18 protein-coding genes and 1 tRNA gene are annotated in these 19,909 nt (G+C 65.0%); 9 read left to right on the top strand and 10 right to left on the bottom strand.

The window, feature by feature from the left end; translation table 11 throughout:
* Positions 1-188 precede the first annotated feature (188 nt).
* The 6 genes from ltnD (at position 189) to denD (ending at position 6,456) form a co-directional block, all read left to right on the top strand.
* Positions 189-1,205, top strand: coding sequence for an L-threonate dehydrogenase (gene ltnD / locus AC3WG5_RS15720; RefSeq protein ID WP_492569475.1), 1,017 nt, complete (start codon positions 189-191; stop codon positions 1,203-1,205).
* Positions 1,202-2,452, top strand: a complete 1,251-nt coding sequence (gene otnK / locus AC3WG5_RS15715) for a 3-oxo-tetronate kinase (protein ID WP_492569473.1) — start codon at positions 1,202-1,204, stop codon at positions 2,450-2,452. Before ltnD ends, otnK begins: the two co-directional genes overlap by 4 nt.
* A gap of 1 nt (position 2,453) precedes the next feature.
* Positions 2,454-3,128, top strand: coding sequence for a class II aldolase/adducin family protein (locus AC3WG5_RS15710; RefSeq protein WP_492569472.1), 675 nt, complete (start codon positions 2,454-2,456; stop codon positions 3,126-3,128).
* A 113-nt stretch (positions 3,129-3,241) separates the two neighbouring features.
* The gene (locus AC3WG5_RS15705) at positions 3,242-4,552 is read left to right on the top strand and encodes an MFS transporter (protein ID WP_482582832.1); all 1,311 of its coding nucleotides are present in this window, start codon (positions 3,242-3,244) and stop codon (positions 4,550-4,552) included.
* A gap of 135 nt (positions 4,553-4,687) precedes the next feature.
* Positions 4,688-5,476, top strand: coding sequence for a 2-oxo-tetronate isomerase (gene otnI / locus AC3WG5_RS15700; protein WP_492569471.1), 789 nt, complete (start codon positions 4,688-4,690; stop codon positions 5,474-5,476).
* Complete coding sequence (gene denD / locus AC3WG5_RS15695; RefSeq protein WP_492569469.1) at positions 5,473-6,456, top strand: D-erythronate dehydrogenase; 984 nt, start codon at positions 5,473-5,475, stop codon at positions 6,454-6,456. Before otnI ends, denD begins: the two co-directional genes overlap by 4 nt.
* A gap of 299 nt (positions 6,457-6,755) precedes the next feature.
* Here denD and AC3WG5_RS15690 read toward each other — a convergent pair whose 3' ends face one another.
* The gene (locus tag AC3WG5_RS15690) at positions 6,756-7,478 is read right to left on the bottom strand and encodes a FadR/GntR family transcriptional regulator (RefSeq protein WP_492569467.1); all 723 of its coding nucleotides are present in this window, start codon (positions 7,476-7,478) and stop codon (positions 6,756-6,758) included.
* A gap of 422 nt (positions 7,479-7,900) precedes the next feature.
* On the opposite strand from AC3WG5_RS15690, the gene AC3WG5_RS15685 reads away from it, so the two are divergent.
* Positions 7,901-9,166, top strand: coding sequence for a tyrosine-type recombinase/integrase (locus AC3WG5_RS15685; protein ID WP_492569465.1), 1,266 nt, complete (start codon positions 7,901-7,903; stop codon positions 9,164-9,166).
* Between the two features lie 756 nt (positions 9,167-9,922).
* Here the strand turns inward: AC3WG5_RS15685 and AC3WG5_RS15680 are convergent.
* The 5 genes from AC3WG5_RS15680 to AC3WG5_RS15660 form a co-directional block, all read right to left on the bottom strand.
* Positions 9,923-9,998 (bottom strand) — tRNA-Ala (locus AC3WG5_RS15680).
* A gap of 778 nt (positions 9,999-10,776) precedes the next feature.
* Positions 10,777-11,391, bottom strand: a complete 615-nt coding sequence (locus AC3WG5_RS15675) for a nucleotidyltransferase family protein (protein WP_492569463.1) — start codon at positions 11,389-11,391, stop codon at positions 10,777-10,779.
* A complete protein-coding gene (locus tag AC3WG5_RS15670; protein WP_492569461.1) occupies positions 11,388-12,392 on the bottom strand; it encodes an XdhC family protein in 1,005 nt (334 codons plus the stop codon). Before AC3WG5_RS15670 ends, AC3WG5_RS15675 begins: the two co-directional genes overlap by 4 nt.
* A 2-nt stretch (positions 12,393-12,394) precedes the next feature.
* Positions 12,395-14,605, bottom strand: coding sequence for a xanthine dehydrogenase family protein molybdopterin-binding subunit (locus AC3WG5_RS15665; protein ID WP_492569459.1), 2,211 nt, complete (start codon positions 14,603-14,605; stop codon positions 12,395-12,397).
* Positions 14,606-14,618: 13 nt separating this feature from the next.
* On the bottom strand, positions 14,619-15,077 hold the full coding sequence (locus tag AC3WG5_RS15660) for a (2Fe-2S)-binding protein (RefSeq protein WP_492569457.1): 459 nt from the start codon (positions 15,075-15,077) through the stop codon (positions 14,619-14,621).
* A gap of 143 nt (positions 15,078-15,220) precedes the next feature.
* Here AC3WG5_RS15660 and AC3WG5_RS15655 point away from each other — a divergent pair, with 143 nt between their 5' ends.
* Complete coding sequence (locus AC3WG5_RS15655) at positions 15,221-16,225, top strand: AraC family transcriptional regulator (RefSeq protein ID WP_492569456.1); 1,005 nt, start codon at positions 15,221-15,223, stop codon at positions 16,223-16,225.
* Between the two features lie 70 nt (positions 16,226-16,295).
* On the opposite strand, the gene AC3WG5_RS15650 is transcribed toward AC3WG5_RS15655, so the two are convergent.
* The 4 genes from AC3WG5_RS15650 to AC3WG5_RS15635 all read right to left on the bottom strand — a co-directional run bounded on the left by AC3WG5_RS15650 (position 16,296) and on the right by AC3WG5_RS15635 (position 18,748).
* Entirely contained in the window at positions 16,296-16,628 is a 333-nt protein-coding gene (locus AC3WG5_RS15650) for a hypothetical protein (RefSeq protein ID WP_008953528.1), read from the bottom strand.
* Positions 16,625-17,674: an NAD(P)-dependent alcohol dehydrogenase gene (locus AC3WG5_RS15645; protein WP_492569454.1), complete on the bottom strand. Its 1,050-nt coding sequence runs from the start codon at positions 17,672-17,674 to the stop codon at positions 16,625-16,627. The genes AC3WG5_RS15650 and AC3WG5_RS15645 overlap by 4 nt, the downstream gene beginning before the upstream one ends.
* A 110-nt stretch (positions 17,675-17,784) precedes the next feature.
* Positions 17,785-18,153, bottom strand: a complete 369-nt coding sequence (locus AC3WG5_RS15640; RefSeq protein WP_492569452.1) for a carboxymuconolactone decarboxylase family protein — start codon at positions 18,151-18,153, stop codon at positions 17,785-17,787.
* Positions 18,154-18,202: 49 nt separating this feature from the next.
* Positions 18,203-18,748, bottom strand: a complete 546-nt coding sequence (locus AC3WG5_RS15635; protein WP_482580936.1) for a flavodoxin family protein — start codon at positions 18,746-18,748, stop codon at positions 18,203-18,205.
* Positions 18,749-18,884: 136 nt separating this feature from the next.
* Here AC3WG5_RS15635 and AC3WG5_RS15630 point away from each other — a divergent pair, with 136 nt between their 5' ends.
* A complete protein-coding gene (locus AC3WG5_RS15630; protein WP_008953523.1) occupies positions 18,885-19,838 on the top strand; it encodes a LysR family transcriptional regulator in 954 nt (317 codons plus the stop codon).
* The last annotated feature ends 71 nt before the right edge of the window (positions 19,839-19,909 follow it).

The raw sequence follows: 19,909 nt of genomic DNA, 5'->3' as shown, positions 1-19,909 counted from the left end.
CCGCCCCCCTCCCCGGCACCCCGCCGCCGGGCACGTCCTGATATGACGTGTCCCCGGCCCCGCCCGCCACCGCACTGCCTCTCCTGCATTTATGCAACAGCAGCAAAACCACCCCGAAACATTTCTTGCGTTTCCATCAAACTTGTATGATAACCTGATGACAAGATTACAAGACGTAAAAACCCCGCGTGGCTGACCGCTCTCGACGGCAGCGTCGGGGCACCGCATCACCCCACAGTTCAGAAAATCGAGTGCGGGCCGACCTCCGCCCCACTCGAGACAGACGGAGACAAAAGATGAGTAAAACGCTTGGAGTCATCGGCCTCGGCTCGATGGGGTTCGGTGCCGCGCTGAGCGCCCTGCGCCGCGACGTCGGCACCTGGGGTTTCGACCTCAATCCGCAGGTGTGCGAGCGCTTTGCCGCCGAGGGCGGCAAGGTGGCGGGCAGCCCGGCCGAGCTGGCGCGGCACAGCGACGTGGTGCTGGTGCTGGTGGTCAACGCCGCGCAGACCGAGAGCGTGCTGTTCGGCGACGACGGCATCGCGGCCCATCTCAAGCCGGGCTCGGTGGTGGTTACCGCCGCCACGGTCGACCCCACCCTGCCGCCACAGTGGGAAGCGCGCCTGACCGAGCGCGGCGTGTTCCTGATCGATGGCCCGGTGTCCGGCGGCGCGGCCAAGGCCGCCGCCGGCGAGATGACGGTGATGGCGTCGGGCACGCCGGAAGCGTTCGCCGCCGCCGGCGGGCTGCTCGAGGCCTACGCCGGCAAGATCTACCGCCTGGGCGACAAGGCCGGGGTCGGCTCCACCGTGAAGATGGTCAACCAGCACCTGGCCGGCGTGCACATCGCCGCCGCCTGCGAGGCGATGGCGCTCGGCATCCGCGCCGGCGCCCGTCCCGACGAGCTATACGAGGTGATCTGCAACTCGGCCGGCATGAGCTGGATGTTCCAGAACCGCGTGCCGCACATCCTCGCCGGCGACTACACCCCGCTGTCGGCGGTCAACATCTTCATCAAGGACCTGGGCATCGTGCTGGATGCGGCACGCCAGCTCGCCTTCCCGCTGCCGCTCGCCTCCGCCGCGCACCAGCTCTACCTCGGCACCGCCGCCGCCGGCCACGGCCAGGAAGACGACAGCGCCGTGATCAAACTCTACGCCGCGCTCACCGGCATCGAGCTGCCGCAAGGCAAGGAGGCCGCATGATCCTCGGCGTGATTGCAGACGACTTCACCGGCGCCACCGACGTCGCCAGCATGCTGGTGCGCGCGGGTCTGAAAACGGTGCAGGTGATCGGCGTGCCGGACGGCCCGGCGCCCGACGCCGACGCTGTGGTGGTGGCGCTCAAGTCGCGCACCACCCCAGGCGTCGAAGCCGTGCGCGATTCGCTCGCGGCCCTCGAGTGGTTGCGTGCCGGCGGCGCGCGCCAGTTCTACTTCAAGTACTGCTCCACCTTCGACTCCACCGCCGAGGGCAATATCGGCCCGGTGGCCGAGGCGCTGCTGCAGGCGCTCGGCAGCGACTTCACCATCGCCTGCCCGGCCTTCCCGGAGAACAGCCGCACCGTGTTCCGCGGCCACCTGTTCGTCGGCGACCAACTGCTGTCCGACTCCGGCATGCGCCATCACCCGCTCACCCCGATGACCGACGCCAACCTGGTCAACGTGCTGCAGGCGCAAGTCTCCGGCCGCGTCGGCCTGGCGCGCTACGACACCGTGGCGCAGGGCACGGCGGCGCTGCAGGCGCGCTTTGCCGAACTGCGCGGCAAGGGAGTGCGCTGCGCGGTGGTGGATGCGATTTCCAACAACGACCTGCGCACCATCGCCGCCGCCTGCGCCGAGCTGCCGCTCATCACCGCCGGCTCCGGCGTGGCCTTGGGCCTGTCCGAGGTCTACGCCGCGCGGGGTTGGGTAACGCCGGATGCCAGCGCCGCCGACCTGCCCGCCGTCGGCGGTGCTGCCGCGGTGCTGTCCGGCTCCTGCTCGCAGGCCACCAACGGCCAGGTGCAACACTGGATAGCCGCCGGCCGCCCCGCGCTGCGCCTCGATCCGCGCGAACTCGCCACCGGCCGTCCGCTCGCCGCCGAGGCGATCGCCTGGGTGCTGGCGCAAGCCGAACCGGCGCTGGTCTACGCCACCTCGCGCCCGGACGACGTGCGCGCGGTGCAGGCCGAGCTCGGCGTCGAGCGTGCAGGCCAGCTGGTGGAGCAGTGTCTGGCGCAGATCGCGCACGGCTTGGCCGAAAACGGCGTGCGCCGCCTGGTGGTGGCGGGCGGCGAGACCTCCGGCGCGGTGGTGCAGGCGCTCGGCGTCAGCCAGCTGCGCATCGGCGCCGCCATCGACCCCGGCGTGCCGTGGACCCAGGTGGAGGGCCGGCCGCTGCTGCTGGCGCTCAAGTCCGGCAACTTCGGCAGCGTCGATTTCTTCGGCAAAGCCTTGCAGCAGGTGCAGTGACATGACACCCGATCAAGACTTCCTGCGCCAGGAGATGTGCCGCGTCGGGCGCTCGCTGTTCGAGCGCGGCTACGTCCACGCCAGCGCCGGCAACATCAGCGTGCGGCTGGACGATGAACAAGGCGGCGGCTTCCTGATCACCCCCACCGACGCCTGCCTGGGCTTTCTCGAGCCCGAACGCATCGCCTGGGTGGATGCCGCCGGCGAGCAGCAAAGCGGCGACCGTGCCAGCAAGACGCTGGCGCTGCACCGGCGCATCTACCAGGCCGAGCCCGAGGCGCGCTGCGTGATCCATACCCACTCCACCCACCTGGTGGCGCTGACGTTGCAAGGCGTGTGGAGCGAGGCCGACATCGTGCCGCCGATCACGCCGTACTTCGTGATGAAGGTGGGCCACGTGCCGCTGATTCCCTACCACCGCCCCGGCGACCCCGAGGCGGCCGAACGGGTGGCGGAAACCATCGCCGCGGCGCGCCGGCGCGGCGTGCCGATCCGGGCGGTGATGCTGGAGCGGCTCGGCCCCAACGTCTGGCACGACAGCCCGGCCAACGCCATGGCCACGCTGGAGGAACTGGAAGAAACCGCCCGGCTGTGGCTGACCGTTCAGCCCCGTCCGGCGCCCCTGAGCGAACAACAGATCGAAGAATTACGGCGCACCTTCGCGGCGCGCTGGTAGTACGGCTGGGAGACCAGTCACGCTGCACCCTGGCCCGTTCCAGGTAATGACAGTGCGTCGCCAATAAAAACAACACGGTAGCGCACATTAACTACAGTAGAGGAGACATTACCATGAGCAGTATTGCCCAGCAGCAAACCGGCACGGCCACCATGAGTCGTGAAGACAGTGTATTCAGCAAGGTATCGTGGCGCATCGTGCCACTGATCATCCTCTGTTACGTGGTTTCCTATCTCGACCGCGTCAACGTCGGCTTCGCCAAGCTGCAGATGTCGCAACAGCTCGGCTTCAGCGAAACCATGTTCGGCCTCGGCGCCGGCATCTTCTTCCTCGGCTACTTCCTGTTCGAAGTGCCGAGTAACCTCGCCCTGAGCCGCTTCGGCGCCAAGGTCTGGATCGCCCGCATCATGATCACCTGGGGCCTGGTCTCGGCAGGTTTCGCCTTCGTCAACACGCCCACCGCGTTTTACGTGATGCGCTTTTTGCTGGGGTTGGCCGAAGCCGGCTTCTATCCCGGCATCATCCTCTACCTCACCTACTGGTACCCGTCGCACCGGCGCGCCAAGATCGTGGCGATGTTCATGTCGGCGATCCCGGTCTCCGGCATTTTCGGCAACCCGCTCTCCGGCTTCATCATGGATGCCTTCGGCGGCGTGGGCGGCTGGGCCGGCTGGCAGTGGATGTTCGTGATCGAAGCGGTACCGGCGGTGCTGGTGGGCCTGGTGGTGCTGTACTACCTCGACGACTCCGTGGCCAAGGCCAAGTGGCTGAGCGAGGAAGAGAAGAGCGTGGTGGCCCAGGCCATCGCCGAAGACACCAAGCACAAGGACCACAGCGCCCACGCCCTGAGCGCGTTCAAAGACGCCCGGGTGTGGTTCATGAGCCTGATCTACTTCTGCTTCGTGATGGGTCAATACGGACTGACCTTCTGGATGCCCACCTTCATCAAATCGACCGGGGTCACCAGCAACCTGTCCATCGGCGTGCTGAGCGCCATCCCCTTCCTCTCCGCGATCATTGCCATGAACGGCTTCGGCCGCAGCGCGGATGCCCGCCGCGAGCGCCGCTGGCACCTGGTGATCCCCGCCATGATGGGCACCGTCGGTTTCGTCGTCGCGGCATCGTTTACCCAGAACACCGCCGTCTCCCTGGTGTTCCTGTCGCTGGCCGCGGCCGGAGTGCTGACCTGCGCCCCGCTGTTCTGGTCCCTGCCGACGGCCTTCCTCGGCGGCACGGCCGCCGCCGCCGGCATCGCGGTGATCAACTCGGTCGGCAACCTCGCCGGTTTCGTCAGCCCCTACCTGATCGGTACACTCAAAGACATGACGGGCAGCACCGCCGCCGGCATGTACGTGCTCGCCGGCAGCCTGGTGGTGGGCGCCATCGCGGTATTGCGCACGCCGGCCAAGCTGGTTAACCGCTAAACCTGTTGTCAACACGGCGACAGAGACCCGATTCGACGCTGCGTTCCGGGCGCCTGGTCCGTGGTCTCTTCGCCGATGTCGCCATCCAGGTTACCCATTGCTTGACCATTCATTAGCTGAAGCAAAGAGATCACCATGCCGCAATTTGCTGCCAACCTGACCATGATGTACACGGAACACGACTTCCTCGACCGCTTCGCCGCGGCCGCCCGAGACGGGTTCCGCGCCGTGGAGTACCTGTTTCCCTACGACTACCCGGCGGCCGACATCGCCGCCCGCCTCGCCGCCCACGGCCTGACCCAGGCGCTGTTCAACCTGCCGCCGGGCGACTGGGCCGCGGGCGAGCGCGGCATCGCCGCCCTGCCGGGACGCGAGGAGGAATTCGCCGCCTCGGTGGAGCGTGCGCTGGAATATGCACACGCCACCGGCTGCCGCCGCCTGCACGCCATGGCCGGACTGGTGCCACAAGGCGCCAACCTCACCGCCCTGCGCGCCACCTTCGTCGCCAACCTGCGCCACGCCGCCCGTCGCTGCGCGGAGCACGGCATCACACTGTTGATCGAGCCGATCAACCAGCGCGACATGCCGGGCTACTTCCTCAGCCACCAGCAGCAGGCGCACGACATCGTGGCCGAGGTAGGCGAGCCCAACCTGAAAGTGCAGATGGACTGGTACCACTGCCAGATCATGGAGGGCGACATCGCCATGCGCCTGCGCCGCCACCTAGCCGGCGTCGGCCACGTGCAGATCGCCGGCGTGCCGGAGCGCCACGAGCCGGACAGCGGAGAGCTGAACTACCCCTATCTGTTCGCGCTACTCGACGAGCTGGGTTACGACGGCTACATCGGCTGCGAATACCGCCCGCGCAACGGCACCTCGGCCGGACTCGCCTGGTTCCAGCCGTACAAGGAGGCCCAACGATGAAGCTCTTGATTACCGGCGGCGCCGGTTTCATCGGCGCACGGCTGGCGCGCACCCTGCTCGCCCGTGGCGAATTGGCCGGACGCGCCATCGAACGGCTGGTGCTGGCCGACCTGGTGGCTGCACCCGACGACCTGCGCGCCGACCCGCGCGTGCAGGTGCGCGTCGGCACCGTGCTCGAGTTGGCCGAACAGCTCAACGGCGAGCGTTTCGACGGCGTGTTCCACCTCGCCTCGGCGGTGTCGTCCGAATGCGAGGCCGACTTCGAGCTCGGCCTGCGTTCCAACCTCGACAGCACGCGCGCCCTGCTCGACGCCTTGCGCGCTGCAGCCAACGCGCCGCGCCTGGTGTTCTCCAGCTCGGTGGCGGTGTTCGGCAGCGACCCGGCGCTGCCTCTGCCGGCGGTGGTGCGCGACGACACCCTGCCCACGCCGCAGTCGTCCTACGGCGTGCAGAAGTTCATCTGCGAGCAGCTGGTGGCCGACTACACCCGCAAGGGCTTCATCGACGGCCGCGTGGCGCGGCTGATGACGGTCTCGGTGCGGCCGGGCCGCCCCAACGGCGCCGCCTCCAGCTTCCTCTCCGGCATCATCCGCGAACCCCTGGCGGGACAGGAAGCGATCTGCCCGGTCTCGCCCGACACCGAGGTGGCGCTGGCCTCGCCGGCCAACACCATCGCCGGGCTGATCGCGGTATTCGAAGCCAGCCGCGAGGCCTTCGGCGGCCGCACCGCGCTCAACCTACCAGCCCTCACGGTGCGCGTGCAGGACATGCTCGACGCGCTGGAAAGCGTCGGCGGCAGCCAGGCGCGCTCCCTTGTGCGCTTCGTCCCCGACGACACCATCGCCCGCATAGTCGGTAGCTGGCCGGCGCGCTTCGAGTCGCCGCGCGGGGAATGCCTGGGGCTCAAGGCCGACACCGATTTCCGCAGCATCGTCGAACAGTACCGCGGCGATTTCCCCGCTGCCGTTCGGCCCGCCTGACCCTTTCCCGATCATCCATTTTTCTTTTCCGCATGCCGGGCCTGGCCCGAGCCGGCTCAACGTTGGCCGAAGCCGTGCCGCTGCGGCACGGCGGCAGCGTCAAGCCGGACCATGCCGCGGCGCGGTTCGCCATGGCGGATAGCGGTGGGATTTGATCGGGAACGCCGCGCCCGAGGCGAAGTCGGTGCGGTCGATTTGCCGGGCCGTGCCTTGAGCACGGTCGATACGACCGTCTCGGCCGTCTGCGGAAAGGGAGATGCGGCGGCGGGGTGAGGCGGCCCGCCGCATCTATCTGAACGTCAGCGCATGCGCAGCGTTTGCGCCAGCTTCTCGCCTTCCTGGTCCCAGAACGCCGGGTCGGCAGCGCGGATGCGGCGAATCGCGTTATCCATATGGGAGGCGGCGGCCTTGCGCGCGCGCGCCGGGTCGCCGCGTTCGATGGCGCTGACGATGGCGTTGTGCTCGTCCTGCACTTCCTTGAAGAAATCCTCGCGGCGCGCTTCGTTGGCCCGCGTCACCTGGGTGGCGCCGCGCAGGTACTGCGATAGGTAATCCAGCGTCGAAATCAGGAACGGGTTGCCGGCGGCCGCGGCGATGCTGCGGTGAAAGTTCACGTCTTCCTCCACCCCGTCGCGACCGCTTTGCGCCGCCTCGGCCAGTGCGGCCACGGCCGCGCGGATCGCCGCCAGATCCTGCTCGCTGCGACGCGCCGCCGCCAGGCCGGCTGCCTCGGCCTCCAGCACGCGCCGCACCTCGGCCATCTGCACCACCGCCTCCATCGAGGCGGTATGCGCCGCATCGAACGAGAGCGGACGAATCCCCGGCTCCTGCACCAGCACCCCATAGCCTTGGCGCGAAATGACCAGACCCAGCGACTTCAACTGGGACACCGCTTCGCGAATCACGGTGCGGCTCACCTTGAATTGATCGACCAGCTGGGCTTCGGACGGCAGCTTGTCGCCCGGCTGCAAGGCGCCCGAATGGATACCCTCGGCCAGTGCCTCAGCCACTTGCTCGGACAAACGCGCGCCGGCGTGGACGGGTTGAAACTCAAGGGCCACAACATGCCTTTCAGTTGTATGAGGAGATGATAAGAAGATAGCACTGTCAGTGGCGGCGCGTGGGGTAAAATTGGCGACACCCCAAGCCACCCCGCCCCTGTCCGGCACGCGCAGCCAGGGTATCCCGGCGGCATCCGAGTGTGCGCCACGCCGGAAAAGCAAAAAGCCCGCATTCAGCGGGCTTTTTTGAATTCTGGCGGAGAGGGGGTCCTTGCAACCGTCGTCTTTTGCAGTCCAGCAACGTCTAAAAATTAATTTTAATATCAATATGTTACTGATATTTATGTCCAGTACCGTCTTGTAGGGTCTTCTAAAATCCGCTACTTTATGCAGGACACTATGCAGTACAAGGATATTACTCTATACCTAAAAAAGCAAAAGAATTGTCTGCCCTTGCCGTCTCGAAACTCAAAGACAATGGCAAGCATGCCGTCGGGGGTGTCGATGGCTTGTACCTGCGCATCGTCGGCAACTCACGCGCCTGGGTTCTCTGCGCCGCCATGGGCTCCCGCATCAATCAAAGTGGTAAAGAGGTCGTCCGACGCCTGAGTATTGGCCTGGGATCATTCCCTGAAGTCTCCCTCGCAGAAGCCCGAGATACAGCGCGTACCCTTCGCAAGCAAATCCGTAACGGTATCGATCCGCTTCAAGAGAAGCAAAAAGCCAAGCTCGCGGCAAGAAAGTCCAAAACCTTTGAACAGTGTGCTCTTGCCTTCATTGAGGACAAGAGGATCGAATGGCGAAATGACAAACACACCAAGCAATGGACATCGACGCTGACCACCTACGCTTTCCCCCTGATTGGCAACTTCCCAATCACCTCCATCGATAATGACGCCATTCTGCTCGTACTACGCCAGGAGGTGCCTACCAAGGAGGGTGGCAAGGCTTCACTATGGAATGCCAAAAATGAAACTGCCAGCCGTCTTCGCGGCCGGCTTGAATCCATTCTTGACTGGTCCAAAGTGTCTGGCTATCGGGAAGGTGAAAACCCCGCCGCATGGCAGAGTAACCTGAAGCACGTCTTACCCGCGCCAGGCAAGGTTCAAAAAGTTGAACATCATGCTGCCCTTCCCTTCAGTCAGATCGGCACGTTCATGGCCATGCTTCGCAAACGCAGCGGCACATCGGCCAAAGCTCTGGAATTTGCCATCCTCACTGCGGCACGCTCGGGTGAGGTTCGAGGCGCAACCTGGGATGAAATTGATATGCAAGGCAGAACCTGGACTGTGAGTGCGGAACGGATGAAGGCCAGTAAAAGTCACACCGTCCCCTTGTCCGATGCGGCATACACTCTGTTGAAGACGCTGCCCAGAATTGTCGGCAACCCATTGATCTTCCCTACCCCGAAAGGGAGTGTGATGTCCGATCAGGCTTTCAAAGCCTTGTATGACAGAATGCAGGTATCCAATATCACCACGCATGGTTTCCGTAGTACGTTCAAGGATTGGGCACGCAGCTGCAAAGGCACCGAATTTGCCGATGAAGTTTCCGAGCTTGCCTTGGCACACGTCAACAATGACCAGACTCGAGCAGCCTATGCACGTGACCAACTACTGTCTCAGCGTAGACAGCTCATGCAAGCATGGGCAACGTATTGCAATCAGCCAGTCACTCAAGTCGTACCTATTGAAACAAAGACAGCGTAACGTCAGATTTCGAATTGAATGACAGGCAGATTTTCGGCCTTAGCGGTCCTACGCCCTATTTGCCCTGAGCGTCTGCTCAGGGGCCCCATACCGGCCATTTCTCTATCACCGGCGTCGAACGTCGGCTTTTTGCCACTCGAAAGGCGCATTTCCGACCCTGAAGCGACGCTGGGCCTGCTCAATAGGAGCCAGTCAGAAGGGTGAGAGAGCACATTCGTAGCATACCTCACCGAGGTCGTCACGGCTTGGTTTGGACTGCGCTGAAATTCACTGAAGCAGTTTGGCGTTTCTAAAACTTGGAGCTCGGGGAACCAACATGATTGACGCGCGTAGGGGCCAACCAGCCTAACACTGGCATGCAGGTCAACTGCAGTGTGTGCAAAACTTGCACACACTGCGTTCTCACCAAGTTTCTCTAATCAAACAGCTGGGCCATCTGCTCATGGGGCAACAGCCCTTTCGAAAGGGCCTCATGATGGGTAAAGGTGCGCAAATGCAAGGAAAGCAAGGCAGGAAGCATAAGCTGGCCACGCACCACGATTCGGAACCATAAGCTGGCCGCGCTGTGGAATGGAGCGTTCAAAGGCACTGATGGCTCAAACCATTGTATCGCAATGGTTTCAGGTGATGAGACAAGCTCCGACGGCCGGAGTCGATCAGAAAAATCGATGAAATTTGCGACTCATCGGAAGCATAAGCTGGCCGTTTGGCCACTTTATGCTTCCAGTCACACAACAAAACAGGAAATCGGGGGAATGGTGGACCGAAGGAGGATCGAACTCCCGACCTCTGCATTGCGAACGCAGCGCTCTCCCAGCTGAGCTATCGGCCCTTTGGATTGTCATGAACAGGTGCGACTTCGCTTGTATAAAGGCGAAGGGTCACGACATCAAGGTGTCCCGTTATTATGTGATGTCTCGTTTTGCCCAGCAAGAGGGGCTTGGCAAGTTTTGACTTCGCAATAAGACGGGCCGTGGGTGCGTCACGGAGTTTCGTTCTTCAGTATGTCCGGTACGAGGTGCCGGCTACGCATCCGCTGGTTTCCGGGATCTGCTTCAAGGCGTGCCCTCACCTGGGATATCAGGAAACGGCTAACAGTGAGGGGGCAGCCTGGCTGTAGCTATCGGATGAAGCCTTCGACACTCTCCCGTCTTGCTGCCGTGCCCGTGTTCTCATCGCCCGAGCCGGGCCGGTTATGGATCGCACAATTAGGGGCTCGGCGCGACATCTTTCCATGCCGGAGCAGCAAGCGGCTGTGTGACAGGCAGCATAAAGTGGCCAAACGGCCAGCTTATGCTTCCGATGAGCGGCGGATTCCATCGGTTTTTCTGATCGACTCCGGCCGTTTGAGTTTTCCCATCGCCTGAAACCCTTGCCACGCAAGGATTTGATCCGCCAATTCGTTTGACGCAGCCACCCCAGATCGAGGCCCGCTTATGCCTCCTGCCTTGCTTTGCTTGTGTTTGCGCACCTCCAGCCCTCATGCCCCACCTTTGCCTAGACAGCAGCCCAAGAGCAGAGGGCCGGGCTGTTCGTTATCCGCTTTCAGCGATAATGACGCCATGCCGAAATGCCTTCCTGAAAGCGGTGACGTGCTTGGCACGATCAAGTCATTCACAAGGGCTTGTCCCCGAACCGGCATCGATCAGGTCTCGCGGATAATCGATATCCCGGACCACGCCAGGATCATCGACGGGGCACAGGGTTAGCTTCTGATGGTGTTGTTCCAGCAGGGTTTTGCCGCCCTGGTCACCGGTCAGTCCAGCCAATGGGTTCTGCCAGGCGCGGGCAAAGCCTACCGGGTGGCCGCGTCGCCCTCGGTATTGCGTGGCGGCCAGGCTGGCGCCGGCCTGCAGGGCGGCGGCGACGGCGGCATGGCTGCTGCTGGCGATGAACGGCATGTCGGCCAGCGCGACGATCCAGCCGGCCGCATCGGCCGTGGCGCGCACGCCAGCGGCCAGACTATGCCCCATGCCGCCCTCGGCCTCCGGGCAAAGCACGATTTCACAACCTACCGCCGTCAACGCTGCGGCCAATTCGTCCCGTCCGGGGCGCAGCACCGCCACGACACGTGCACACACCGGCAGAAGACTGGCGGCGGCAGCGACCGCCATCGGCGTGCCGTCCGGCAGCCTATGCGATAACTTGTCGCTTCCGAATCGACGGCTGGCCCCGGCCGCCAGCAGGATGCCGACGATCGGGTGAGATTTGGGCGAGACGCTCATGCGGCGCGGCAGCCGGCTTCGGCGGCAGCGCGTTTCGGGCGCAAGCCGTCCGGTGACCACACGCCGTTGCGCACCGCGGTCATCTCGGCCAGCACGGCCAGAGCGATCTCAGGCGGCGTGCGGCTGCCGATCGGCAGGCCGACCGGCCCGTGCAGGCGGGCGACTTCGTCCGCCGTCAGGTCGAAATGCTCGAGCAGCCGTTCGCGCCGCCGCCGGTTGTTGAGGCGGGAGCCCAGCGCGCCGACGTAAAAGGCCGGCGCCTTGAGCGCCTCCAGCAAGGCCATGTCGTCCAGCTTGGGGTCGTGCGTCAGCGCCACCACGGCGGTGTGCGCATCGGGGTTGAGTTCCAGCACCACGTCGTCCGGCATACCGGGCAACAGCCTTGTACCCGGCACCTGCCATTCCGCGGCGTACTCGCTGCGCGGGTCGCAGATGAGCACCTGGTAATCCAGCGCCTGCGCCATCTGCGCGAGGTAACTGGAAATCTGTCCGGCGCCGATGATCAGCAGGCGCCAGGCCGGGCCATGCATGGTGCTCAGCGTATGCCCATCCCAACTGAGCGTTTCCGCTGCCGAAGCTGCCGTGACCGTACAGCCTTCCTGGCCGATGACGACGGTACGGCGGGCCAGTTCACCGCGTGCGATCGCCGCACTCAACGTCTCCAGCGCTCCGAGATCGGGGGAGGGTTCGATCACCAGTTCCATGGTACCGCCGCAGGGCAGGCCGAAGCGGCGCGCCTCGTCCTGCGTGACACCGTATTTCACCGCATAGGGCTCGCTCGAAGCGAAGCCTTCCCGCAGCAGGCGTTCGATCAGGTCCGCTTCGATGCAACCGCCGGACACCGAGCCCTGCACCTGCCCGTCGTCGCGCAGCGCCATCCAGGAACCCGGCGGGCGCGGCGCCGAGCCCCAAGTGCGCGCCACGGTCACCAAGGCGAAGCGATGCCCGTCCGCCGCCCACCGCAAGGCCGCGTCCAATACCTGCCGGTCGGTACTGTTCATGGTTACACCTTCAGCAGTTCGGCGCTGATCGGCAGCTTGCGCATGCGCTTGCCGGTCGCTGCCGCGAGCGCGTTGGCCACCGCCGGCGCCAAAGGCGGCACGCCCGGTTCGCCGATGCCGGTCGGCTTGTTGGCGGAGGGTACGATATGCACCTCGACGCGAGGCATGTCCGCCATGCGGATCGGCGGGTAGTCGTGGAAGTTGGACTGGTCCACCTTGCCGTCGCTCAGCGTGATGGCGCCGTACAGCACCGGGGCCAGGGCGAAGCCGATCGCGCCTTCCACCTGCGCCCGCACCACGTCCGGGTTGATGGCGATGCCGCAGTCCACCGCGCATACCACGCGATCCACGTGGAAGCTGCCGTCCGGCTGTACCGTCACTTCGGCCACCTCCGCCACCACGGTGTTGAACGACTCATGCACCGCTACGCCGCGCCCGCGCCGTTCGCCCGGCTTGCCGGGGGCCAGCGGCGTGCCCCAGCCGGCCTTGTCGGCTGCCAACTTGAGCGTGGCGGTATGGCGCGGGTGTTCGGCCAACATGGCCAGGCGCCAAGCCACCGGGTCGTGCCCCGCCGTATGCGCCAGCTCGTCGAGGAAAGTCTCGGTCGAGAACGCGGTATGGGTCGAGCCGACCGAGCGCCACCACAGCACCGGCACGCCGATATCGGTCGGAGTATGCAGATCCACCAGGATATTGGGGATGGTATAGGGCAGATTGGCCGCCCCCTCCACCGAGACCGGGTCGATGCCGTCCTTGACCATGGCAGCGAAGGGCGAGCCGCCCAGGATGGACTGCCCCACCAGACGATGCTGCCAGCCGGTCAGACGGCCCTGGCTGTCCAGCCCGGCGCGCAGGCGATGGTGGAACATGGGGCGGTAGTAGCCGGCACGCATGTCGTCCTCGCGCAGCCAGACCAGCTTGACCGGAACGCGCCGGTTGAGCGCCTTGGCGATATGGGCGGCTTCGAGCACGTAGTCCGCGTCCTTGTTGGCGCGGCGGCCGAAACTGCCGCCGGCATACAGCGTGTGGATGCGCACCTGCTCGGGCTTGAGGCCAAACAGCTTGGCCAGCGCCATCTGGTCGCCGGTCTGCATCTGGTCGCCGTTCCACACTTCGCAACCGTCCTTGCTCCAGTGCACCACGCAGTTCATCGGCTCCATCGCCGCATGAGCGAGATAGGGAAAATCGTAGGACGCTTCCAGCGTGTGGGCGGCGCCCGCCAGGGCCTGTTCGGCATCGCCGGCCTTGCGGGCGACGGCTCCGGGCTGGCCGGCCAGTTCGTGGTAGCGCGCCAGAATCTGCGCCGAGCCGAGCTTGAACGCCTGGCTTTCGTCCCATTCGACCACCAGCGCGTCGCGCCCCTTCTTGGCGCTCCAGGTATCGCGGGCGAGCACCGCCACCCCGGTGGGGATGGCCAGCACGGCCACCACGCCCTTGACGGCTTTGGCCTTGGCGGCGTTGAACGACTTCACCTTGGCGCCGAAGCGCGGCGGGTGGGCCACCACGGCGGTGAGCATGCCCGGCAGGTGGATGTCCTGGGTGTACACGGCCTTGCCGGTGGTTTTGTCGATGTTGTCCTTGCGCGGGATGCGCTGGCCGATCAGCTTGAAATCCTTCGGGTCCTTGAGTTTCACCTCTGTCGGTGGCGTCAGCTCGGCGGCGGCACGCGCAAGTTGGCCGAAGCTCGCCTTGCGGCTCGATGCGGCATGCCGCACTTCGCCGTTGGCGACGGTGATCTCGCCGGCCGGCACGTTCCACTGCTTGGCTGCCGCCGCCACCAGCATGGCGCGGGCCGTGGCGCCGGCCTTGCGCAGTTGCTCCCACGAGTTGGCGATGGCCGTGCTGCCGCCGGTGCCCTGGGCGGGCCCCCAGAACAGGTTGTTGAAGCGCTTGGCGTCGGCCGGCGCGCTTTCCACCCGCACCTGGTTCCAGTCCGCGTCCAGTTCTTCCGCCACGATGGTGGCGAGCCCGGTGTAGGTGCCCTGCCCCATTTCGAGATGCTTGGAGATGACGGTGACGCTGTTGTCCTCGCCGATGCGCAGGAAGGCGTTCGGTTCGAAGGCGGCATGTGCCGCATTGGCGCCGGCCGCGCCTGCCTTAGCCGCTGGGGCGGCGCTGGCGGCCTTGGCTGCCGGCAGGTAGATCGCCAGCGTCAGGCCGGCCGCGCCTTGCAGGAAGCGGCGGCGGCTAACATTTTCGATACTGCTGGTCATGGTGTTCTCCCGGTCAGGCCAGCAGCTTGGCTGCTTCGTGGATGGCGGCGCGGATGCGCACGTAGGTACCGCAGCGGCACACGTTACCGCCCATCGCATTGTCGATATCGGCGTCGCTCGGGTTGCGGTTGCTGTGCAACAGCGCCACAGCGCTCATGATCTGGCCGGACTGGCAGTAGCCGCACTGGACCACGTCGAGCTGCTGCCAGGCTTGCTGCACCGCCTGGCCAACCCGGTCGTGGCCCACGCCTTCGATGGTGGTGATCTTCTTGCCTTTGGCGGCGGAAACCGGCGTGCTGCAAGAGCGGATCGGCTGGCCGTCGAGGTGCACGGTACAGGCGCCGCACAGCGCCATGCCACAGCCGAACTTGGTGCCGGTCATCTGCAGCATGTCGCGCAGCACCCAGAGCAGCGGGGTGTCCGGTGCGGCGTCGACACGCATCGCCTGGCCGTTTATGTTGAGAGTGATCATGACGTGGCTCCGAGTGAACGCAAACAATTCAAGGTATTGTCCTGACTGTCCGCAGGCGGGGGATAGTCGGATTCTGTGACTTTCTAGCCTAATCCTCCGTCCTCCATGCAGAATGAAAGATAGTACGAAACAGCTGATGTAGCATGGCCGCCAGCAGCGTTGAGGAGTGGAAATTGAAACAGCAGGCCCGCGAACAGGAACAGCTCGAAGCCGTACGTCAGGAACTGGCCGCCGCCATCGCCAATTGGGTGAACAGCGATGCGGCCCCCTATGTCACCCCCATCCAGAGGCTGACGCTATACCGGCTGCAAATGCCGTCCGAGCCGATCCGCTGCATTTTCGAACCCGGCATTGCGCTGATCGTCCAGGGCAGCAAGCGGGTATTGCTCGGCGAGGAAACGCTCTCGTATCACGCGTGCCAGCTTCTGGTCACCGCGGTGAATGTGCCGACCATTGCGAACATCACGACAGCGAGCCCGGAACAACCCTATCTGGCGCTGTGGATGCCCATCGATCTGCAGGCGATGGCCGAATTGATGGTGGAGGGCAATCTGTCTCCCCCGCGCCCACAGCCGACCTCGCGCGGCATCGCGGTCGGCCAGGCCAACACGGCGATTCTCAAATCGTTTCTGCGCCTGATCGAACTGCTCGACGAGCCGGAAACCATCCCGGTGCTCTCTCCGCTGATTTTGCGGGAAATCCTGTACCGCCTGCTGATGAGCGATTTTGGTGCCCATCTGTGGCAAATCTCCACGGCCGGCAGCCAGAGCCACCGCATCGCGCGCGCGATCGACTGGCTGCAGGCCAATTTCGCCAAGGCCTTGCGGGTCGAAGAACTCGCCGCCTCGGTACAGATGAGCGCCTCGACCTTCCATCACCACTTCAAGGCGCTGACGGCGATGAGCCCGCTGCAATACCAGAAGAAACTGCGCCTGCACGAAGCGCGCCGGCTGATGCTCAACGACCGGCTGGACGCGGCGACCACCGCCTTCCGCGTCGGCTATGAAAGTGCGTCCCAGTTCGGGCGCGAATATCACCGGATGTTCGGCGCGCCGCCGGCTCGCGACATCATGGGCTTACTCCAGGCCATGGGTGTAGGGGCCTCGGCCGACGAAAACATGCAACGGATCGATACCCTTTCGGCGTGACGCCACGGCGAGCAGGCGGCCTTCCCCGCCTGCTTCGCGGCAATGATTACGTCAGGCCATACAGATAGCGTTAGATCAGCGCCGTGGCCCCATACATGCCGACGACGCCGGCCAGGCCAAGGGCCAGCATCATCCCGGTCAGCGTCATCAACACATGACGGCGGTCGAAGCGCCCGGCGATGCTGGCGATCAGCAGGCTGGTGACGACGGCAAACAGGCCGGAGATCGAGATCGCCTGTCCGGCCATGCCTTGGCTTGCGTGCAGATCAGCGGCGATCGGGGTCAGCAGGCTGACCGGCATGAACTCCGCGGCGATCAGCATCGCCACGCACAGCGCCATCGAGCCGACGGCGCTCCACACCTGCCGCCGCGAGACGGCAGGCGGCATCGCCAACGCCGTCATGCCAGGCTCGCCATGTCGATCACAAAGCGGTAACGCACATCGCTCTTGAGCATCCGCTCGTAGGCCGTGTTGATATAGGCCATCGGAATCTGCTCGATATCGGAAGTGATGCCGTGTTCGGCGCAGAAATCCAGCATCTCCTGCGTCTCGCGGATGCCGCCGATCAGCGAACCGGCGATGCGGCGCCGCTTGAAGATCAGCCCGAACACGTTCGGCGCCGGGTGCGACTCGGCCGGCGCCCCCACCAGCGTCATCGTGCCGTCGCGCTTGAGCAATTCCACATAAGGGTCCAGCGAGTGTGGTGCGGCGACGGTATTGAGGATGAAGTCGAGCTGGCCGGCATGGCGCGCCATCTGCTCGGGATCGGTAGAGACGCACACGTCATCCGCGCCCAGGCGCTTGCCGTCGTCGATCTTGCCGGCCGAGGTGGTGAACAGCACCACATGGGCGCCCATCGCATGCGCGATCTTGACGCCCATATGGCCGAGGCCGCCCAGGCCGACAATGCCGACCTTCTTGCCCGGGCCCGTACCCCATTGGCGCAGCGGCGAATAGGTGGTGATGCCGGCGCAAAGCAAGGGGGCGACTCCGGCGAGATCCTGCTCCGGGTGGCGGATGTGCAGCACGAAGGACTCCTTGACGACGATGCTCTGCGAGTAGCCGCCGTAGGTGTTCTCCCCGCCGAGCAGCGGACCGTTGTAGGTGCCGGTGAAGCCGTGGTCGCAGAACTGTTCCTCGCCGTCGTGGCAGGACGGGCAATGCCCGCAGCTGTCGACCATACAGCCGACACCAGCCAGATCCCCGACCTTGAAGCGGCGCACCCGCTCGCCCACCGCGACGACGCGGCCGACGATCTCGTGGCCCGGCACGGACGGGTACAGGGTGTTGTGCCATTCGTTGCGCGCGGTATGCAGGTCGGAATGGCAGACGCCGCAATACAGGATCTGGATCTGCACGTCGTCCGGACCCGGGGTGCGGCGCTCGATGTCAAAGGGCACCAGTGCGCTGTGGGCGTTCAATGCGGCATAGGCTTTGGCTCTGCTCATGGCGATTTCTCCGTTGAGTGGCTGAGGTTGCGATGCCCGCTATTGTCCCGAGTACCGAGTGCCCACCCATAGCCGGATCCGGCGGATTGCTTGCCTAAAACTCTGGACTTTCACTCGCCAAAGCCGGCAACCGTGCCCGTGGCAAGGTCAAAACCAGCCGAAGACAACGGGTCGAAGGCGATGCCCCGCTGGGCAAAGATGTCCTTGATCGCTATCACCGCGGAAAAGGCGTTCGGCCAACCTGCATAGAACGCCAGGTGCGTGACGATCTCGGAAATCTCGCCAGGGCTGACGCCGTGCTCAAGCGCGAGATTGACGTAATGCGGCAAGCCCAGGGGCTGGTTGCACGCGATCAAGGCGGCCAGCGTCACCATGCTGCGCTCGCGGGCAGGCAAATCGGGCCGCTGCCACAGCTTGCCGACGATCGCGTCCTGAGTGAGCTGGGCCAGCGCCGGTGAGACCGAGCGCACATCGTCCATGGTGATGGCGGCATGGCATGGATTCAGAGTGGACATTGCCGTGCCCTCCTTACTTGAATTGGCGCGTGATCTCGGCGACACGCTGGCCAAGGTCGGCTGCGGTCTGCAGGTCGCTAGGGATTGGCGACAGTTCGGGCGACACGTCGTCGGACTGCGCCATCGCGCCCAGCCAGCCGCCGATGCGGTTGCGTTCATCCGGCGTGCGGCCGGGGAACAGGTCGAGCCCGACCCAGATCATGCCGTGCTGGGCCGCGAACAACGCCATGGTGATCAAGCTGTTGAGCTTGTCGCCGTGCAGGGCGCCGGAGTTAGTGAAGCCGGCCGCGATCTTGTTGCGCCAGGTCTGCGGCACCCACGCCGGGCCCGTGGAATCTTCCATGACTTGCTTGAGGCGGGCGCTGACCGTGCCGTTATAGGTGGGCGAACCGAAGATGATGGCGTCGCTGGCGGCCAGCGTTTCCCACTGGATCGGGCCGTCGGCCACGGCGATCAGTTGCGCTTCGGCTCCGGGCACCTGGCCTACGCCTTCGGCCACGGCCTGGGCTTGTTTGGCGGTATGGCCATGGACACTATCGTAAACGATCGAAATCAGCATTGCGTTCTCCTTGTCGGATCGGGTGATGGATGTCGCCGATTATGGACAAGTCGATTCACGAAAATAACGCATTGCCTGGTTGATAATTCCATAACTTCAAGTTGATAATGACGCATTCAACACCGGTTGCAGCACCATGGATTCATCGCAGCGCGTGCGCGCCATCCTTTCCTTCGTGCAGGCCGCCCAGAGCGGCAGTTTTGCCGCCGCGGCACGTAGCCTGGGCATTTCCTCGGCGGCGGTGAGCAAGAATGTGGCCAGCCTGGAACAGGGACTCGGCGTGCGCCTGATGAATCGCACCACCCGCTCGCTCAAGCTCACGGCCGAGGGCCTCGCCTTCCTGGAACAGGCGCGCATCGCACTGGATGCGCTGGACGCCGCGGTGGATACCGTGGCCGCACAGCGCGTGGTGCCGGCCGGGCGCGTGCGCATTTCGACCAGCGCCGCCTTCGGGCGCGACCAGGTGATGCCCGCCCTGCCCGGCTTGCTGGAGCGCCATCCCGCGTTGAGCGTCGAGGTGGACTTCGACGACCGCCGGGTCGACCTGGTGCAAGAGGGCTACGACCTGGCGGTCCGGGGCGGGCAGCTCGTCGACTCCGCCTTGGTGTCGCGACTGATTTGCCGCCTGAACATGGTGCTGATCGCGTCTCCCGCCTACCTGGCCCGGTACGGGGTTCCCCGCACGCCGCAGGACCTGCCACAACATCGCCTGATCGCCCGGCGTTTTCTTGGCGGACGGCTCTCGCCGTGGTGCTTCCGGCTGGCGGACGGCAGCCTGGACGAGCGGGAGCCTGCCCCCGCCGTCATCACCGTATCGGCACCCGAGGCCCTGGCGCAGGCGGCGCTGGCCGGCCTCGGCATCGCCCAGGTGGGCATCCATCACGCCTGGCCTCATCTGCGCGCCGGCTCGCTCAAGGTGGTCTTGGCCGACTGCCACCACCCCGGCACCTACGAGATGGCGCTGCAATACCCGCACCGCGCCTTGCTTGCGCCACGGGTGCGCGCCACCGTCGACTACCTGCTCGAGGCATTTGCCCGTGACGAAGCCCTGCATGTGCCGTTGACGGCCTTGCGCGCATTCACCGCCTGATTGGGGGCCGACATTTCCTGGCGATCACGGACATGACGCCAAGCAACGACAAAGGCTCCCAACGAGCCGGG

The organism is Pseudogulbenkiania sp. FW507-F1, from assembly GCF_058781125.1.
Note: the sequence above shows the minus strand (reverse complement) of the source record. Positions and strands in the feature narration are given on the sequence as shown.